Genomic DNA, 14683 nt, shown 5'->3' with positions numbered 1-14683 from the left:
GACATGTCAGACGTGCAGGCCAGCCGGTGACCTGCACGTCTGACACGAGTGTCAGACCTCTACGGGTTGGACCCAGGGGGTCAAGGAGTGCTCGACGCGGGGTGGCACCTCGGCGTACGCGGTCCGGCTGACCAGCCCGTCCTCGTCGAGCTGACGCAGTGTGAGGGTGAGCATGCGCTGGGATATGTCGGGTACTGCACGCTGCAGGTGGGTGTAACGGCGCGGCCCGTCGTCAAGGTTGGCGATCACGAGCAGGGACCTTTTGTCGCCGACCCGGATCGGCCGGGCAGGCAGCGCGCCGGCGTAGTCGACATGCGATCCTTGGTGATGAATCCGTCAGAACCGACGGACCGTCGTCCGAGGGAGCGTCCGTGAGCGTTGAGAGCCCGTCGACCAGGCTCGATCGGCGCAAGGCACGCACTCGTGCCGCCCTGGTGAGCGCCGCGCAGGCCTTCCTGGCCAGCGGGAGGACGAACGTCAGCATCCAGGTGATCACGGAGGCCGCCGACGTCGGCTTCGGCTCCTTCTACAACCACTTCTCGTCCAAGGAGGAGCTGTTCGACGAGGCTGTCGCCACAGCGCTCGACACCTGGAGCGCACTGCGTGACGAGGCGGTGGCCGGGCTCACCGATCCCGCTGAGGTCTTCGCCCGCAGCTTCAGGATGACGGGCCGGTTGCAGCGGGCCTATCCGGAGCTGGTGCGGATCATCCTGAACACAGGCACGTCAGTGCTGGTCACGGATCGTGGACTGCGCCCCCGCGCGGTAGCGGACATCGCCGCAGGGATCGAGGCCGGGCGGTTCGACATGCCGGACCCGGAGCTCGGCATGATGGCCGCCGGCGGCGCGCTGCTCGGCCTGCTGCAGCTTCTCGAGTCCGATGCCTCGCTGGACGACGGCGCCGCGTCGGACGGCTTCACCGAGCGAGTGCTCCTGATGTTCGGGCTGGGCCCCGAGGAGGCCCGGGAGATCAGTACGCGTCCGCTACCGAAGCTGCCGGCGATCACCTGAGCGACGGGCGGCGACCCGGTCGAGGACGATGTCGACGATCATGTCCTCCTGGCCGCCGACGAGCTTCCGGTTGCCGACCTCGGTGAGGATGTCCCGGGCGTCGACGCCGTGGTCCGCGGCGGCGCGTTCCGCGTGGCGCAGGAAGCTGGAGTAGACGCCCGTGTAGCCGAGGGTGAGGGTCTCGCGGTCCACCCTGACCGGACGGTCCATGAGCGGGCGGACAAGGTCGTCGGCGGCGTCCTGCAGGGCGAACAGGTCGGCGCCGTGCTGCCAGCCGTACCGGTTGGCGACGGCGACGAACGGCTCGATCGGGCAGTTGCCCGCACCCGCCCCGAGGCCGGCGAGCGAAGCATCGACCCGCGTGGCGCCCTCCTCGACGGCAACGACGCTGTTGGCGACGGAGAGGCTGAGGTTCTCGTGCGCGTGGATGCCGACCTCGGTGGCCGGGTCGAGGACGTCCCGGTAGGCGCGGACCCGTTCGGTGACGCCGCGCGGGGTGAGGTACCCGCCGGAGTCGGTGACGTAGATGCAGTTCGCGCCATAGGACTCCATGAGCTTCGCCTGGTCGGCGAGCCGCATCGGGTTGGCCAGGTGGCTCATCATCAGGAAGCCGGAGACGTCCATGCCGAGCTCACGGGCGAATCCGATGTGCTGCGCCGACACGTCCGCCTCGGTGCAGTGCGTGGCGACGCGGACGGAGCGGACGCCGAGGTCGTAGGCGCGCCTGAGGTCATGAACCGTGCCGATACCGGGCAGGACGAGCGCGGTCAGGCGCGCGTTCCGCACGGTCTCGGCGGCGGCGGAGATCCATTCCCAGTCGGTGTGGCTGCCCGGCCCGTAGTTGAGCGAGCCACCGGCGAGCCCGTCGCCGTGCGTGACCTCGATCGCGTCCACGCCGGCGGCGTCCAGGGCCGCGACGATCCGGCGCACGTCGTCGGGGTCGACGCGGTGGCGGAGGGCGTGCAGCCCGTCCCGCAGCGTGACGTCCTGGATGAAGATGCTGGTCATCGAACAGGCTCCTGCTCTTCTGTGTGCTGCTCAGTGGTGTGCTCGGCGATGCGCTCGGCCACCCGAAGGGCGGCCGAGGTCATGATGTCGAGGTTCCCGGCGTAGGCGGGCAGGTAGTGCCCGGCGCCCTCGACCTCGAGGAACACCGAGACCTGGTGGGTGACGGGCGGCGAGCCGGCGGGCAGCAGGGTGTGGACGGGCTCGTCGACGCCCAGGGCACGGAACTGCACCTCCTGCTTGAGCCGGTATCCGGGCACGTAGGCCGAGACCTGGCCGACCATCTCGGCGACGGAGGCTCGGATCTCGTCGTGGTCGGCGTCCCCGATGAGGGCGAGCACGGTGTCCCGCATGATGCGCGGCGGCTCGGCAGGGTTGAGGATGATGATCGCCTTGCCGCGTCCGGCGCCGCCGACCTGCTCGATCGCGGCCGCGGTGGTCTCGGTGAACTCGTCGATGTTCGCGCGGGTGCCGGGCCCCGCGGACCTGGACGCGATCGACGCGACGATCTCCGCGTACGGCACGGGGGTGATCCGGCTGATCGCGGCGACTATCGGGATCGTGGCCTGGCCCCCGCACGTGACCATGTTGACGTCGGTGGCGTCCAGGTGCGCGCCGAGGTTCACGGGTGGCACCACGTAGGGGCCGACGGCGGCCGGGGTGAGGTCGATGATGCGTTTGCCGAAGGGCGCGAGCTTCGCGGCGTTCACGACGTGCGCCCCGGCGGAGGTCGCGTCGAACACGATCTGGATGTCGTCGAAGCCATCCGTCCCGATGAGCCCGTCGATCCCGTCGGAGACGGTGACGACGCCGAGCCGTGCCGCACGCGCGAGGCCGTCGGAGGCAGGGTCGATGCCGACGAGCGCGGCCAGCTCGAGCGAGCCGGACAGACGGAGGATCTTGAACATCAGATCGGTGCCGATGTTGCCCGACCCGATCACGGCGACCTTGGTCCGACTCATGCTTGTTCCTTTCCGAACTCGACCGAGACCGAGCCGAGTGGTGTGATCTCTGCGAAGTAGGTGGTCCCGGGAACGGCCGTGACCATGGGGCCGAGCGCGCCCGACAGGACGACCTCGCCGGCGCGGAGGGGGGCGCCATGGTCCTGGGCGGTCCGTGCGAGCCAGAGCAGCGCCGCGAGCGGATCTCCGAGGCACGCCTCGCCGGAGCCGGTGGAGGCGACCCTGCCGTCGACCGACAGCGACATACCGACGTCGCGCGGCTCGATCTCGTCGAGGGTTCGGTGAGCACCGCCGAGCACGAACAGGGCCGACGAACCGTTGTCGGCGACCGTGTCGACGATGCCGATGTCCCAGTCCTCGATCCGGCTGTCGACGATCTCGAGCGCGGCGACGGCGTGGGCGACGGCGCCCCGGACCTGCGCCAGGTCGAGCTCACCGACGAGGTCCTCGCGAAGCACGAACGCGACCTCGGCCTCGATCTTGGGCTGGAGCAGCGTGCCCGCGGGCACGGTCCCGCCGTCGGCGACCTGCATGTCGGCGAAGAGCACGCCGAAGTCGGGCTGGTCGACCCGGAGCTGGGCCTGCACCGCGGGTGAGGTCAGGCCCACCTTGCGGCCGACGACGCGCCCGCCACGAGCCACCCTGCGACGGGTGAGCTCGGCCTGCACGGCGTAGGCAGCGGAGACGCTCGCCGCGCCGACGTCGTTCCGTAGCGGCGGGATCGGGGTCCGTGTCGCGGCGGCGGTCTCCAGCCGGTCGGCAAGCAGGCCGAGGCGGTAGATCCGGCTCATGCGACGGCCCGGGCCGAGACGGCCTGCGCCGCTCCGGCGTGCGCAGCGGCGCCGAACGGCGGTGCCGCGAGGTGCCCGCGCCCTCCGGCCGAGGTGTACACGAAACCGTCCGGGCGCAGCACGACGACGTCGGCTCGACCCTTCGCGAGCCAGGCGAGGAGCGAGCCGTCCGTGTCGACGATCGCACCGCTGCCGGTCCTCGATCCCGGCGAGCGCACGTCGATCACCGGGACGCCCGCGAGCCGCCAGGCCTCGGCGCCGCGGTCGCGGCCTGCCGGCGCCGTGCGGAGGACGACCCAGCCCTGCGGCAGCGCATCATCCATCCGCATCCGCATACCCACCGGGTGCAGCACCCATGGCTGCGGGACCTGCCATCCGCCGACGGTGCGTCCACGCCCCGCGCCGAGCGTCCGGAGCACCGAGCGGCTGCGGACGAAGAAGCCGTCGGGGTAGCGGGAGCGCGGGAACCAGCTCGCGCCGCGGATGAAGGCACCCAGGCCGGGGACACGCATCGCCGCTCGCATCAGCGGGTCGCGGACCGTGGTCACCAGGCGGTTGCGTTCGGTGATGAGCCGGCCGATGTTCACGGCGGCGCGCGTGACCTTGCGCACGTGTGGCTGCCGTTCGGCCTGGTAGCTGTCGAGCAGGGTCTCGGGCAGCTCGCCCCGCAGGACGGCGTCGAGCTTCCAGCACAGGTTCCAGACGTCTCGAACGCCCGACGCCATACCTTCTCCGATCCACGGCGGCATGACGTGCGCGGCGTCGCCCGCGAGGAAGACCCGGCCGACGCGCCACCGGTCGGCGAGCCGGACGTGGTGGCTGTAGACCACGGCGCGGAGGATGTCGACGTGCTCCGGGCCGATGCCCTGGTCGGCGAGCAGGCGACGCACCGCGGGCTCGGTGATCAGCTGCGCCTCGTCGTCCCCGGGCAGGATGGGGAACTCCCAGCGGTGGTGGCCGAGGGGCGTGGGGCAGTCGACTGCCGGGCGCTGCGGGTCGCAGTGAAAGCGCAGCCGCTCGACCTCCGGCCACTCCTGCTTCACCTTGGTGTCGATGACCACCCAGCGGTCCTCGTACGTCCTGCCCTCGAACCCGATGCCGAGCTGTCCGCGGATCGGGCTCGATCCGCCGTCGGCGGCGATCACGTAGCGTGCACGAACGCCGTAGGTCCCGACGCCGTCCCGGGCGCGGACCGTGAGGTCGACGCCCTCGGCGTCCTGCGTGAGGCCGAGGCACTCGTGCCCGAGCCGGACCGCGACGTTCGGGTAACGCCCGACGCCGGCGCGGAGCACCTCCTCGAGTGCCGGCTGGTAGATGAACAGCTGGGTCGGGTGCGCGTTGCCGCGGGGCGTCGGGACGATGCTCATGAACGACTGCCCGTCGGCGTCGACGAAGTCGATCGGCTTCTCGCTCAGCATGTCGGCCTTGAGCCGTTCGGACAGGCCGATCGCCTGCCAGATGCGGATCACCTCCTCGTCGGTGGAGATCGCCCGGGCGCGCTCGTACACCGAGGGCTCGCGGTCGAGGACAAGAACCCGCAGGCCCATCTCGCCGAGCAGGTTCGCCGCGGTGACGCCGACGGGGCCGTACCCGACGACGGCGACGTCGAACGGGCGCACCTCGGCCGCGCTCATCGACGCACCTCGCTGAGCTCCGACACGACGACCTCGCGCTCCCGCAACGACCTCAGGGCGCCCTGGAACTGGGCCATCTTCGTCACCACCGTCTCGCCGACGGGCTTGTGCCCCCAGATCGAGATGCCCTGATAGGTGGACGGGTCCCACGTGGACTCCAGCTCCGGGGTGATGACCACCGGGTTCCAGCCGACCTCCAGCTCGAAGCCCGACGGGGTGACGGAGTAGTACGACAGCTCGCGGTCGTTGGTGTGCTGACCCACGCTCCAGGCCATCGCGAAGCCCAGGTCGGTGACGCGCTCGAACGACGCCAGGAGGTCGTCGAGCGTCTCGATCTGGATGTTCATGTGCTGGATGCTGGTGCGGATCGGGTCGATCCGGACGCCGTTGACGTTCGCGACGGCGATCGAGTGATGCCGCTCGTTGACCCGCAGGAACCGGATCTTCAGCGTGAGACCGCTGATGTTCTCGTCGATGAAGTCGGTGATGCGCGCATCGAAGACGGTGTTGTAGTAGCTGCGCAGCTCGTCCGGGCGCTTCGTCGTGATCGCCAGGTGCCCCATCCCTGCGGCGCCGGTCACGAAAGCGCTGTTGAGCATCTTCAGGGGTGCGGCGGTGGTCCGGGCGCGGGTGAAGATCTCGGTCGATATGCCCTTGGGGCCGGGGAACCGCCACAGCCGCTCGACGCCGCGCAGCGCGCACTCCTCGGCGGTCCCTTCCGTGACCGGGACACTGCGGTCCGCGACGCGGGACAGGATCTCGTCGAAGGTCTCGTGGTCGTCCACCTGCCAGCCCGCGCCGACGAGGTCTTCCGCCGGGCCGCGCCGGAGCAGGAAGCGGCACTCGCGATCGTCCATGCGGAAGCGCATGGTGTCTCGGTCCAGCTCGTCGACGTGGAGGCCGATGGCGTCGGCGCCGAAGCGGTGCCACTCGGTGAACCGCTCGGTCTCGACGACCACATAGCCGAGGTGGACGGCGCCGAACACCGACGGGCCGGTGGCGGGCCGGGGCAGGAGCGTGGTCATGAGTCACCTCGCGTCAGGAAGTCGATGGTCAGGGAGTTGAACAGCTCGGCGCGCTCCCACTGCACCCAGTGGCCGGTCCGCGCGGCTACGTAGAGGTCACACCGTGGGATCGCGTTGAGCAGCGCGTGCCCGCCCTCGGGCCGGTTGACCTTGTCGTCGGCTCCCCAGAGCACGAGCGTGGGCGCCGCGAGCCTGCGCAGCCTCCGGTCGCGGGTGAAGTCCATCCGCAGCAGCGTCCGCAGCGCGCCGCGGCCGGAGGGCCTTCGCAACGGTGGGTCGGCGATGACCTCGGGGTCGATGCTCGCCGCGTAGCGCCGCTCGATCAGCTCCTGCGGGACGGCAGCGCCGTCGTACACGAGGTACTCGCGGATGAACCGCTCGAGCTTCTCCAGCGACGGGCCGGCTCCCCGGTAGTAGTCCAGCAGCGCGGTCAGGCCCTTTGTGGGTGCGCTCCGAGTGGTGCCGACGCCGCCCGGACCCATCAGCACGAGCCGGTCGACCCGCTCGGGCCGGTCGAGCGCGCACCTCAGCGCGGCCGCACCGCCGTAGGAGTTGCCGACGAGGTGCGCGCGGTCGATGTCCAGCGTGTCGAGCAGGCCGCGTACGAACAGTGCCAGGTCGCCGAACGGGTCGGTCGGGTCGATCCCCTTGGTCGACCTGCCGTAGCCGGGCATGTCCGGCACGATGACCCGGAAGTGCTGCGCCAGCGCATCGATGTTCCGGTCGTAGTTGGACACCCCGGAGGCCCCGGCGCCCCCGCCGTGCAGCAGCACGACCGCGGGCCCGCTCCCCGCCTCGGTCACGAAGATCTCGCGCCGGCCTACCCGCACCGCATGTTCGCTGCGCGACGACGTCGTTGTCACCATCATCAGTCCTCCATCGGATCAACTGATGAGATCATCAACTAAATCGGCTGACGAGTCAAGCAGTTCTGATGAAATCATCAGTCAAGTGAACGCTACTGGAGTCCGCCGGCCACGCGTGCCAGTGCGGCGACGTCGAGCGAACGAGGGCCGGAGCCCCACGAGCCGGGTCGTTCAGGTCAAGGCTGCACGCGCCGATTCCTGCGGTATGTGGGAATGGGCGACCGGGCGACGGCGGGCCTGTGGCACACGGAGATACGGGCCTACGGCACACGGAGATAATGGTCGGCATGCAGCAGCGTGTGACGATCGAGGACATTGCCCGCGCGGCCGGCGTCTCACGCCAGACCGTGACCCGCGCGATGAACGGGATGCCCCGCATCAGCGAGGAGACCCGAGCGCGCGTCCTCGAAGCCGGCGAGCGGCTTGGCTATCGCCCGAACCGATTCGCCTCGAACCTCGCCCGGTCGAGCAAGGCCAAGACGGTCGCGTTCGTCGTCGACTCCTTCCGGAACCCGTACTACTCCGAGCTGACCGCAGATCTGCTGGACGCCGCGTCGGAGCGCGGCTGGCAGATGACGATCTCCTCGCACGAGAACGAGCTCAAGCTCATCAGCCGCCTCGCCAGCGAGGTCGACGCGATCGTCGGTTATATCAGCGAGCCCGACGAGGCCGCCCTGGTCTCTGCGGCCCGCGGGGTGCCGCTGGTGCTGATCGATCGCACGGTGACCGCGGACGGCCTCCACTCGATCGACTTCGACTTCGCGAGCGCGTTCGGCGACCTCGTCGCCGGCCTCAGGGCTCGGGGTGCGCGGCGGTTCGGGTTGCTGGAGAGCCAGCCGGCCGGCACGGCGTACGTCCCGAGCAGCCGGCGGGAGGCGTACGAGAGCACCGTGGATCCCGCGTCGGCGAAGGCCGTCGTCGTCTGCGAGGCGCCGGTACAGTCTGTCGCCGCCGGCGAGCTCGGTTTCGACTCCCTGATCGAACGCCACCCCGACACGGACACCGTCATCGCGTTCAGCGACCTGATGGCGATGGGTGCGCTGCGCGCCGCCCATCGCCAGGGGATCGAGGTGCCAGGTCGCGTGAAGATCGTGGGCATCGACGGCCTGTCGCTCGGCGCCGCCACGGTCCCCGCGCTCACCAGCCTCGCGATCCTGGGCTCAGAGCTCACCGGGCAGGTCGCGGACGTCCTCGAGAAGGCGCTGGGCGGAGCCGACGGTGGCTTCGAGCGGCGGCGCTCCGTTCCGAGCGTCATCTGGCGGGAGTCCGCCTGATCCGCGGCCGCTGCGAGGTACAGGCGGGGTCCTGGTGAAGGTCACGGCCGCGGTCCGTCCGTCGGGAGGAAGGGTCCCGCCAGGACCGCATCCCGATCGCATACCAGCCGACCCTCGATGACCCGGGCGCGCGCGACCTGGACCGACGAGCGGCGATGCTCGAACAGGTCGTCCCGGACGGGTTGCCCGGGCTCACGTCCCGGGTGCGTGAAGTAGAAGACGTAGGCGTCGTCCCCGACCACGACGACATCCGCGTGCAGGCCGTAGCCGCGATCGTCCTCGCGGTTGCCCGAGACGTCGAGGATTCGGCCCTGGGCGTGCCAGGTCTCGAGGTCGTCCGAGCGCAGCACACGAAGGCCGGCCCACTCGTCGACGAGCATCCAGTAGGCGCCACCGAGCGCGAACACGTTCGGGCCCTCGTGCACGGAGATCTCCACCGCAGGGCCCTTGGCCTGCCAGCGATACAGGTCGGGGCTGTCCGCGGCGTACGTGTGCCCCCTGTCCTTGAACCACATGCGGAAGCCGCCCTCGGGGAGCGGGAAGACGCACGCATCGATGACGTCCGGCGAGCCCAGCTCGAGCGCGGACTCGAACCGCCAGTCGACGAGGTCGCCGCTCGTGTAGTGGCGGATCGTCGCGTCGTGGCCCTCCCACCGGGTCGGCACACCCTCGAGGACGCTCACGTACATGTGGTAGGTCTCGCCGTCGTCGAGGACCTCGGGCGCCCAGTAGGTGTGCCGGCCGGGCTCGATCCCGAGTCCCCGCGCGATTCCCCGGTACAGCCAGCTCGTCCCGCCGTCCCGTGAGATAGCGATGCCGATGTCGGTGCCGTGCACCCAGGACACGTCGTCGATCGGGGGCGACCACGCGCGCCGGTTCGTGTAGAACATCCACCACTCGCGCTTCGCGCGGTTCCAGATCACGGTCGGATCCGCGGCACCGTCGTAGACGGGGTCGCGAAAGAGCGGAGACGGTGCCGGTCGGCGGGTCGCGTCGCCATTCGTGTGCTTCGCCATCGAAGGTCCTCATCTCGTCGAGCGTCAGAAGGCCACCGAGGGGCCCGGCACAAGCCGCCGGATCTGCGAGCCTTCTCGTGCGTGAACGCTCACGCGCGTGGACGATAATACCGACTGTCGCGTGAGTGGAGCACCCGTCCACCGGCGTCCGGCGACGACCCGCCGGCCATCGGGCGACATTGTGTGAGCGCTCACGCAGCGTCTAGCATCTTCCCGGACGAGCTGTGTCCGCGGAGGCGAGCCGTCGCGCACAGGCACGAGCAGAAGGGTCATTCCGTGGAACGAGTCGACATCGTGGTCGAGGCCGCGCCGGGCATCGACGTAGCGGAAGGGGCCGCGAAGGTCGACCTTCCGCCGTGGTCCTTCACGGTGGCGGTCGTCGCCTCGGCACCCGTCGGAGCGGGCTCATGAGCGAGGAGGGACCCGCCGACGAGCCATTCGGCTATCTGCTGGTCCACTTCCGTGACGAGCCTGGGGGCGAGCGCATCTATCTGTCGCTGACCGTGGGCGACGACCCGTTGCGCTGGCGCCCGCTCTTCGGCGGCGAGCCGATCCTCGAGAGCACCGTCGGTACCCGAGGTGTGCGCGACCCGGTCCTGGCGCGAGATGCGGCTGGTCGATATCACATCCTGGCGACCGATCTGCGCGTCGAGGATGGTGACGGCGACTGGGCGAGCTGGGTGCGGCACGGCAGTCGCCGCATCGTGGTGTGGGACTCGGCCGACCTGCTCGCGTGGAGCCCGCCGCGGCTCGTCGAGGTGGCGCCTCCGACCGCGGGGATGGCCTGGGCGCCAGAGGTCACCACCGACGCCGAGACCGGCGAGGCGATCGTGTTCTGGTCGTCCCGGCTGTACGGCCCGGACGACCCCGAGCACCTCGGGGAGTCCTACAGCCGGATCCTGTTCGCGCGAACGCGCGACTTCCACACGTTCTCGCCGGCGCAGGTCCTCGTGGACGCCGACCGCGACATCATCGACACCGCGGTGCTCCAGGACGACGGCTACGTCGTACGCATCAGCAAGGACGAGGACCGCGCGGCGGGCAGCCTGCGGGTCTACCAGGAGGTTGGGACGAGCCTGTTCTCGGACGACTACCGCATGGTGGCGTCCAGGATCGGCGCGGACCAGTACGGCGACGTCGAGGCGCCGATCATCATCCGGGATCGCCGCGCGGCGCGCTGGTACCTCTTCCTGGACCAGTACTCCCAGAGGCCCCAGGGGTACTTCGCGATGGAGACCGACGACATCCTCTCGGGCGGCTGGACGAGGGTGCCGCCGGATCGGTTCACCCTGCGGCCCGGGACCAAGCACGGGGGAGTGCTACCGCTCACGCGCGCGGAGTGGGAGCGCCTCGAGGCGGAGCAGCACGGCTGACACCGGAGCCCGACGACCCCGCGCAGGGCCGGTTCGGTGGGGTCAGGCGATCAGGTGGCGGACCTCATAGGGGGACAGCTCGAATGCCGCGTCCGGGGTCGTGACGGAGGTGGGCCGCCGCGACTGGTTGATGAGGGTGACGCCGCGGGCAGTGGTGACGGCCTCGACCGTGGGGTCCAGGCCGCCGACGACGGGCCGCACGCCGGCCGTCGCGGTGGCCCGGTCCAGAACCTGGTCGATGCCGGACCGGTCGGTGAAGCAGGCGAGGTGCAGCGATGTGCCCGAGCCGTAGTGGTGGCGGACCAGCACCGGCTCGCCCTCACCGGTGCGGGCGAGAGCTTCGCCGTCGTGAAGCTCGAAGTCCTCGACCATCGTGATGACCGCGAGGGGTTCGCCGTCGAGCCCGCGGGCGCTACGCCCGTCTTCGGGAAGCACACCGAAGAAGTCGACGGGCTCGCCGCCGAGGACGTCGGCGAGCTGGCGGCCGTAGCCGCCGGGGCGGAAGCGATCGTTCTCGTCGACGACGTCGGTGAAGGCGGTCGTGACCAGCGTGCCGCCGGATCCGACGAACTGCTCGAGCGATGCGGCGCCGTCCTCGGTGAGCAGGTACAGGGCGGGGGCGATGACCAGGCGGTAGCCGGAGAGGTCGTCGCCCGCGCGGACGAAGCTCACCTGGACGTGGCGCGCGTGCAGCGCCCGGTACCAGGCGAAGACCTCGGCCTGGTAGTCGACGTCCGCCGGGAGGTCGACCTGGGTGAGCGCCCACCAGTTCTCCCAGTCGAACACGACGGCGACGTCGCCCCGCGGTGGGCAGGCCGCGTCCCTTTGCTCGAGCGCGCCGCCGAGCTCGACGATCTCCTTCCAGGTGCGCGAGCGCGTACCGGAGTGGGGGAGCATCGCCGAGTGGAACTTCTCAGCACCGCTGCGGGACTGGCGCCACTGGAAGTAGAGGATGCCGTCCGCGCCGCGGGCGACGGCCTGCTCGCTCCAGGCGGCCATCTGGCCCGGCGCCTTGGCGGCGTTGCTGGGTCGCCACTGGACCGCGTTGGGGGCCTGCTCCATGAGCAGCCACGGGCGGCCGGGGCGCAATGAGCGCATGAGGTCGGCCGCGAAGGCGGCGTGCCGGAACGCCTCGGGATCACGCGGGTCGGGATAGCCGTCGTGGGAGACGAGGTCCACCTCGGCCGCCCAGTCCCAGTAGTTCATCGCCGGGAAGGCGCCCATGAAGTTCGTGGTGATCGGCTGGGTCGCGCCGGCGGCGCGGAGGGCGTCGCGTTCCATCCGGTAGAGCTCGAGGACCGAGTCGGAGGTGAACCGGCGCCAGTCGAGGACGAGCGAGGGGTTCTGGGTGGTCGGGGAGGCCCGCGGCGGCCGGACGTCGTCGAAGCCGTCGTAGTGCAGGGACCAGACGGCGGTGCCCCAGGCCTCGTTGAGCGCGTCGATGTCGCCGTAGCGGTCGGCGAGCCAGGTGCGGAAGGCGCGGGCGGCGTGCTCGGAGAAGTCGGCGCGCACATGGCAGGCGTACTCGTTGTTGACGTGCCACATCGCGACCGCGGGGTGGTCCGCGTAGCGGCGGCCGAGCGCGGTCACCAGCTCGGCGGCCAGACGCCGGTAGTCGGGCGAGGTCGGGGCGTAGTGCTGGCGGCTGCCCGGGCCGAGCACGGTGCCGGTCTCGGTGACCGGCAGGACGTCGGGGTACCGGCGCACCAGCCAGGCCGGCGGTGACGCGGTAGCGGTCGCCAGGTCGACGGCGATGCCGCCGGCGTGGAGCTTGTCCAGGAGCCGGTCCAGCCAGCCGAGGTCGAACTCGCCCTCGTCGGGCTGCAGCCGCGCCCAGGCGAAGATGCCCACGCTGACGAGGTTCACGTGCGCCTCGCGCATGAGGCGCACGTCGTCGTCCCACACCTCCTCGGGCCACTGCTCGGGGTTGTAGTCGCCTCCGAAATACATTCCGCTATCCCTTCACGCTGCCCGCGAGGAGCCCGTTGACGATGTGGCGCTGGGTGAGCACGAAGAAGATCACCATGGGGATGAGCGCTACGACGGAGACGGTCATGAACATCGGCCAGTCGGTCGCGAACTCGGACACCGCGTTGAACACCTGGAGCACGACGGTGCGGTTGTCCGGGCTGGAGATGAACACCGTCGGGATGAGGAAGTCGTTCCAGACCCCCATCGTCTGGAAGATCCCGACGGTCACGAGGATGGGCTTGATCAGCGGCAGTGCGATGTGCCAGAAGATCCGCAGCGATCCGGCACCGTCGAGGCGTGCCGCCTCGATGACCTCGAACGGCAGCGTGCGCATGTACCCCTGGATGAGGAAGTAGCAGAAGATCGCGCCGCCCATGTACATCAGGACGAGGCCGTTGAGATCGTCGACGAGCTCGAGCCCCACAAGCGTGCGGTACAGGGGTATCAGGGTCGCCTGCCCGGGAACCACGAAGGCCAGGAGGAAGAGGTTTCCGACGATGCGGTTCCAGCGGGACGTCCAGATGAGCATCGCGAAGGCTGCGAGCGAACCCGTGACCAGCTGCGCCGCCACCGACACGGCAGTCACGTAGACCGTGTTCCCGAACGAGCGGAAGAGTCTCGGACTGGCGAGGACCTCCCGGTAGTTGTCGAGAAACAGACCCGTCGGCAGCGCCAGCGGGTTCGCGACCATCTCGGACTGCGTCTTGAGCGTGTTGACGACGATGTAGTAGAGGGGGATCCCGATGACGCACGCCAACAGGATCATCCAGGCGCTCAGACCGATTCGGCGCCACAGTGGACTGGTCATGAGAGCCTCCGCTCGAGTGCACGGGTGAGCCGGAGCTGCCCGAACGTCAGCGCGGCGACTGCGATGGTGAAGAGGACCGCTAGCGCCGAGGCCATTCCGGAACGCCCCTGGCTCACGCCGGCGATGATGATCGACTGCGTGATCGTCTGCGTGGCGAACCCTGGGCCGCCGCCGGTGAGCGCATAAGGCAGGTCGAAGACCTTGAGCCCGCCCGTCATGAGGAGGAACGTGCTGATGACGATCGCCGGCGTGAGCAGGGGCAGCGTGATGCCGAAGAACTGCTGCCGTGGGCTGGCCCCGTCGATCTTCGCCACCTCGTAGTACTCCTCGGGGATCGACTGCAGGTACGCGGTGTAGAGCACCGCATGCCACCCGGTGGCCGCCCACACCCCGACGACGACGACCGCGAACCGGGCAAGCCCGTCGTCGGAGAGCCAGCCGACCGGCGCGATCCCGAGCTTGGCGAGGACCGAGTTGATCACGCCCGACTCGAGTGGCGAGAAGATGTACCGCCACACGAGGCCGAGGATCGCCATCGAGGGGACAGCCGGGAAGAACCACACCGAACGCACGAAGTTGCGGCCCGCGAAGACCTTGTTGAGCTGCACGGCGAGCGAGATCGCCAGGACCGTGATGACTGCCGTCGTCGCGACGGCGTACAGCAGCGTGAACCCCAGGCCGGCCAGCATGGACGGGTCCTTGAGGATGCTGGCGTAGTTGGCCAGACCGATGAAGCTGGCGTCCGGGTCGTAACCGGTGAAGTCCGTCAGGCTCCAGTAGAACGTCTGCCCGAGGGGGATGACGACGAGGAAGACGAACGCGGCGCCGAGCGGCAGGAGAAATGCCTGGTTCACCGCTATCTGCTTCCACCCGCCACCCGACCTGCGACGCTTCGCAGGTCGGGTGGCGGCGTCGTGTGCCTTGCTCACGACGATCGCGCTCATGCGA

15 protein-coding genes are annotated in these 14683 nt (G+C 70.0%); 4 read left to right on the top strand and 11 right to left on the bottom strand.

Annotated features, from left to right (window positions below; translation table 11 throughout):
- Positions 1 to 51: 51 nt before the first annotated feature.
- The gene (locus tag C8K30_RS11925; protein ID WP_369940028.1) at positions 52 to 279 is read right to left on the bottom strand and encodes a winged helix-turn-helix transcriptional regulator; all 228 of its coding nucleotides are present in this window, start codon (positions 277 to 279) and stop codon (positions 52 to 54) included.
- A 92-nt stretch (positions 280 to 371) separates the two neighbouring features.
- Between C8K30_RS11925 and C8K30_RS11920 the strand changes: the two genes are divergently transcribed.
- The gene (locus tag C8K30_RS11920; protein WP_108493135.1) at positions 372 to 1010 is read left to right on the top strand and encodes a TetR/AcrR family transcriptional regulator; all 639 of its coding nucleotides are present in this window, start codon (positions 372 to 374) and stop codon (positions 1008 to 1010) included.
- Here C8K30_RS11920 and dmpG read toward each other — a convergent pair.
- Genes dmpG through C8K30_RS11890 form a run of 6 tightly spaced genes read right to left on the bottom strand, consistent with a single transcriptional unit; the run spans position 984 to position 7296 of the window.
- Positions 984 to 2018, bottom strand: a complete 1035-nt coding sequence (gene dmpG / locus C8K30_RS11915) for a 4-hydroxy-2-oxovalerate aldolase (protein WP_108493134.1) — start codon at positions 2016 to 2018, stop codon at positions 984 to 986. The two genes, C8K30_RS11920 and dmpG, sit on opposite strands and share 27 nt — an antisense overlap.
- Complete coding sequence (locus C8K30_RS11910) at positions 2015 to 2977, bottom strand: acetaldehyde dehydrogenase (acetylating) (RefSeq protein ID WP_108493133.1); 963 nt, start codon at positions 2975 to 2977, stop codon at positions 2015 to 2017. The genes dmpG and C8K30_RS11910 overlap by 4 nt, the downstream gene beginning before the upstream one ends.
- Complete coding sequence (locus tag C8K30_RS11905) at positions 2974 to 3768, bottom strand: 2-keto-4-pentenoate hydratase (RefSeq protein ID WP_108493132.1); 795 nt, start codon at positions 3766 to 3768, stop codon at positions 2974 to 2976. The genes C8K30_RS11910 and C8K30_RS11905 overlap by 4 nt, the downstream gene beginning before the upstream one ends.
- Positions 3765 to 5402, bottom strand: coding sequence for a bifunctional 3-(3-hydroxy-phenyl)propionate/3-hydroxycinnamic acid hydroxylase (locus tag C8K30_RS11900; RefSeq protein ID WP_108493131.1), 1638 nt, complete (start codon positions 5400 to 5402; stop codon positions 3765 to 3767). Before C8K30_RS11900 ends, C8K30_RS11905 begins: the two co-directional genes overlap by 4 nt.
- Complete coding sequence (locus C8K30_RS11895; protein WP_108493130.1) at positions 5399 to 6427, bottom strand: VOC family protein; 1029 nt, start codon at positions 6425 to 6427, stop codon at positions 5399 to 5401. Before C8K30_RS11895 ends, C8K30_RS11900 begins: the two co-directional genes overlap by 4 nt.
- Positions 6424 to 7296, bottom strand: a complete 873-nt coding sequence (locus C8K30_RS11890) for an alpha/beta fold hydrolase (RefSeq protein WP_233257141.1) — start codon at positions 7294 to 7296, stop codon at positions 6424 to 6426. The genes C8K30_RS11895 and C8K30_RS11890 overlap by 4 nt, the downstream gene beginning before the upstream one ends.
- A gap of 284 nt (positions 7297 to 7580) precedes the next feature.
- Between C8K30_RS11890 and C8K30_RS11885 the strand changes: the two genes are divergently transcribed.
- Positions 7581 to 8567, top strand: coding sequence for a LacI family DNA-binding transcriptional regulator (locus C8K30_RS11885; protein WP_158280988.1), 987 nt, complete (start codon positions 7581 to 7583; stop codon positions 8565 to 8567).
- Positions 8568 to 8608: 41 nt separating this feature from the next.
- On the opposite strand, the gene C8K30_RS11880 is transcribed toward C8K30_RS11885, so the two are convergent.
- Entirely contained in the window at positions 8609 to 9490 is an 882-nt protein-coding gene (locus tag C8K30_RS11880; RefSeq protein WP_233257140.1) for a hypothetical protein, read from the bottom strand.
- A gap of 369 nt (positions 9491 to 9859) precedes the next feature.
- Between C8K30_RS11880 and C8K30_RS31620 the strand changes: the two genes are divergently transcribed.
- On the top strand, positions 9860 to 9994 hold the full coding sequence (locus C8K30_RS31620) for a hypothetical protein (RefSeq protein ID WP_255415718.1): 135 nt from the start codon (positions 9860 to 9862) through the stop codon (positions 9992 to 9994).
- Complete coding sequence (locus C8K30_RS11875; protein ID WP_108493127.1) at positions 9991 to 10956, top strand: glycoside hydrolase family 43 protein; 966 nt, start codon at positions 9991 to 9993, stop codon at positions 10954 to 10956. Before C8K30_RS31620 ends, C8K30_RS11875 begins: the two co-directional genes overlap by 4 nt.
- A 42-nt stretch (positions 10957 to 10998) precedes the next feature.
- Here C8K30_RS11875 and C8K30_RS11870 read toward each other — a convergent pair whose 3' ends face one another.
- The 3 genes from C8K30_RS11870 to C8K30_RS11860 are packed head-to-tail and all read right to left on the bottom strand — an operon-like array spanning position 10999 to position 14679.
- A complete protein-coding gene (locus C8K30_RS11870; RefSeq protein WP_108493126.1) occupies positions 10999 to 12906 on the bottom strand; it encodes a beta-galactosidase in 1908 nt (635 codons plus the stop codon).
- 4 nt (positions 12907 to 12910) lie between these two features.
- On the bottom strand, positions 12911 to 13735 hold the full coding sequence (locus C8K30_RS11865; RefSeq protein WP_108493125.1) for a carbohydrate ABC transporter permease: 825 nt from the start codon (positions 13733 to 13735) through the stop codon (positions 12911 to 12913).
- Positions 13732 to 14679: a carbohydrate ABC transporter permease gene (locus C8K30_RS11860; RefSeq protein WP_108493124.1), complete on the bottom strand. Its 948-nt coding sequence runs from the start codon at positions 14677 to 14679 to the stop codon at positions 13732 to 13734. Before C8K30_RS11860 ends, C8K30_RS11865 begins: the two co-directional genes overlap by 4 nt.
- Positions 14680 to 14683 lie beyond the last annotated feature (4 nt).

Source organism: Promicromonospora sp. AC04, assembly GCF_003058225.1.
Taxonomy (GTDB): domain Bacteria; phylum Actinomycetota; class Actinomycetes; order Actinomycetales; family Cellulomonadaceae; genus Promicromonospora.
The sequence above is the reverse complement of the archived record's forward strand: the minus strand, read 5'-3'. Positions and strand labels throughout refer to the sequence as shown.

Coding starts and splice junctions, on each gene's coding strand:
- C8K30_RS11865 (WP_108493125.1), bottom strand. CDS start 13,735: ATGACCAGTCCACTGTGGCGCCGAATCGGTCTGAGCGCCTGGATGATC.
- C8K30_RS11870 (WP_108493126.1), bottom strand. CDS start 12,906: ATGTATTTCGGAGGCGACTACAACCCCGAGCAGTGGCCCGAGGAGGTG.
- dmpG (WP_108493134.1), bottom strand. CDS start 2,018: ATGACCAGCATCTTCATCCAGGACGTCACGCTGCGGGACGGGCTGCAC.
- C8K30_RS11910 (WP_108493133.1), bottom strand. CDS start 2,977: ATGAGTCGGACCAAGGTCGCCGTGATCGGGTCGGGCAACATCGGCACC.
- C8K30_RS11895 (WP_108493130.1), bottom strand. CDS start 6,427: ATGACCACGCTCCTGCCCCGGCCCGCCACCGGCCCGTCGGTGTTCGGC.
- C8K30_RS11885 (WP_158280988.1), top strand. CDS start 7,581: ATGCAGCAGCGTGTGACGATCGAGGACATTGCCCGCGCGGCCGGCGTC.
- C8K30_RS11905 (WP_108493132.1), bottom strand. CDS start 3,768: ATGAGCCGGATCTACCGCCTCGGCCTGCTTGCCGACCGGCTGGAGACC.
- C8K30_RS11900 (WP_108493131.1), bottom strand. CDS start 5,402: ATGAGCGCGGCCGAGGTGCGCCCGTTCGACGTCGCCGTCGTCGGGTAC.
- C8K30_RS11890 (WP_233257141.1), bottom strand. CDS start 7,296: ATGATGGTGACAACGACGTCGTCGCGCAGCGAACATGCGGTGCGGGTA.
- C8K30_RS11860 (WP_108493124.1), bottom strand. CDS start 14,679: ATGAGCGCGATCGTCGTGAGCAAGGCACACGACGCCGCCACCCGACCT.
- C8K30_RS11875 (WP_108493127.1), top strand. CDS start 9,991: ATGAGCGAGGAGGGACCCGCCGACGAGCCATTCGGCTATCTGCTGGTC.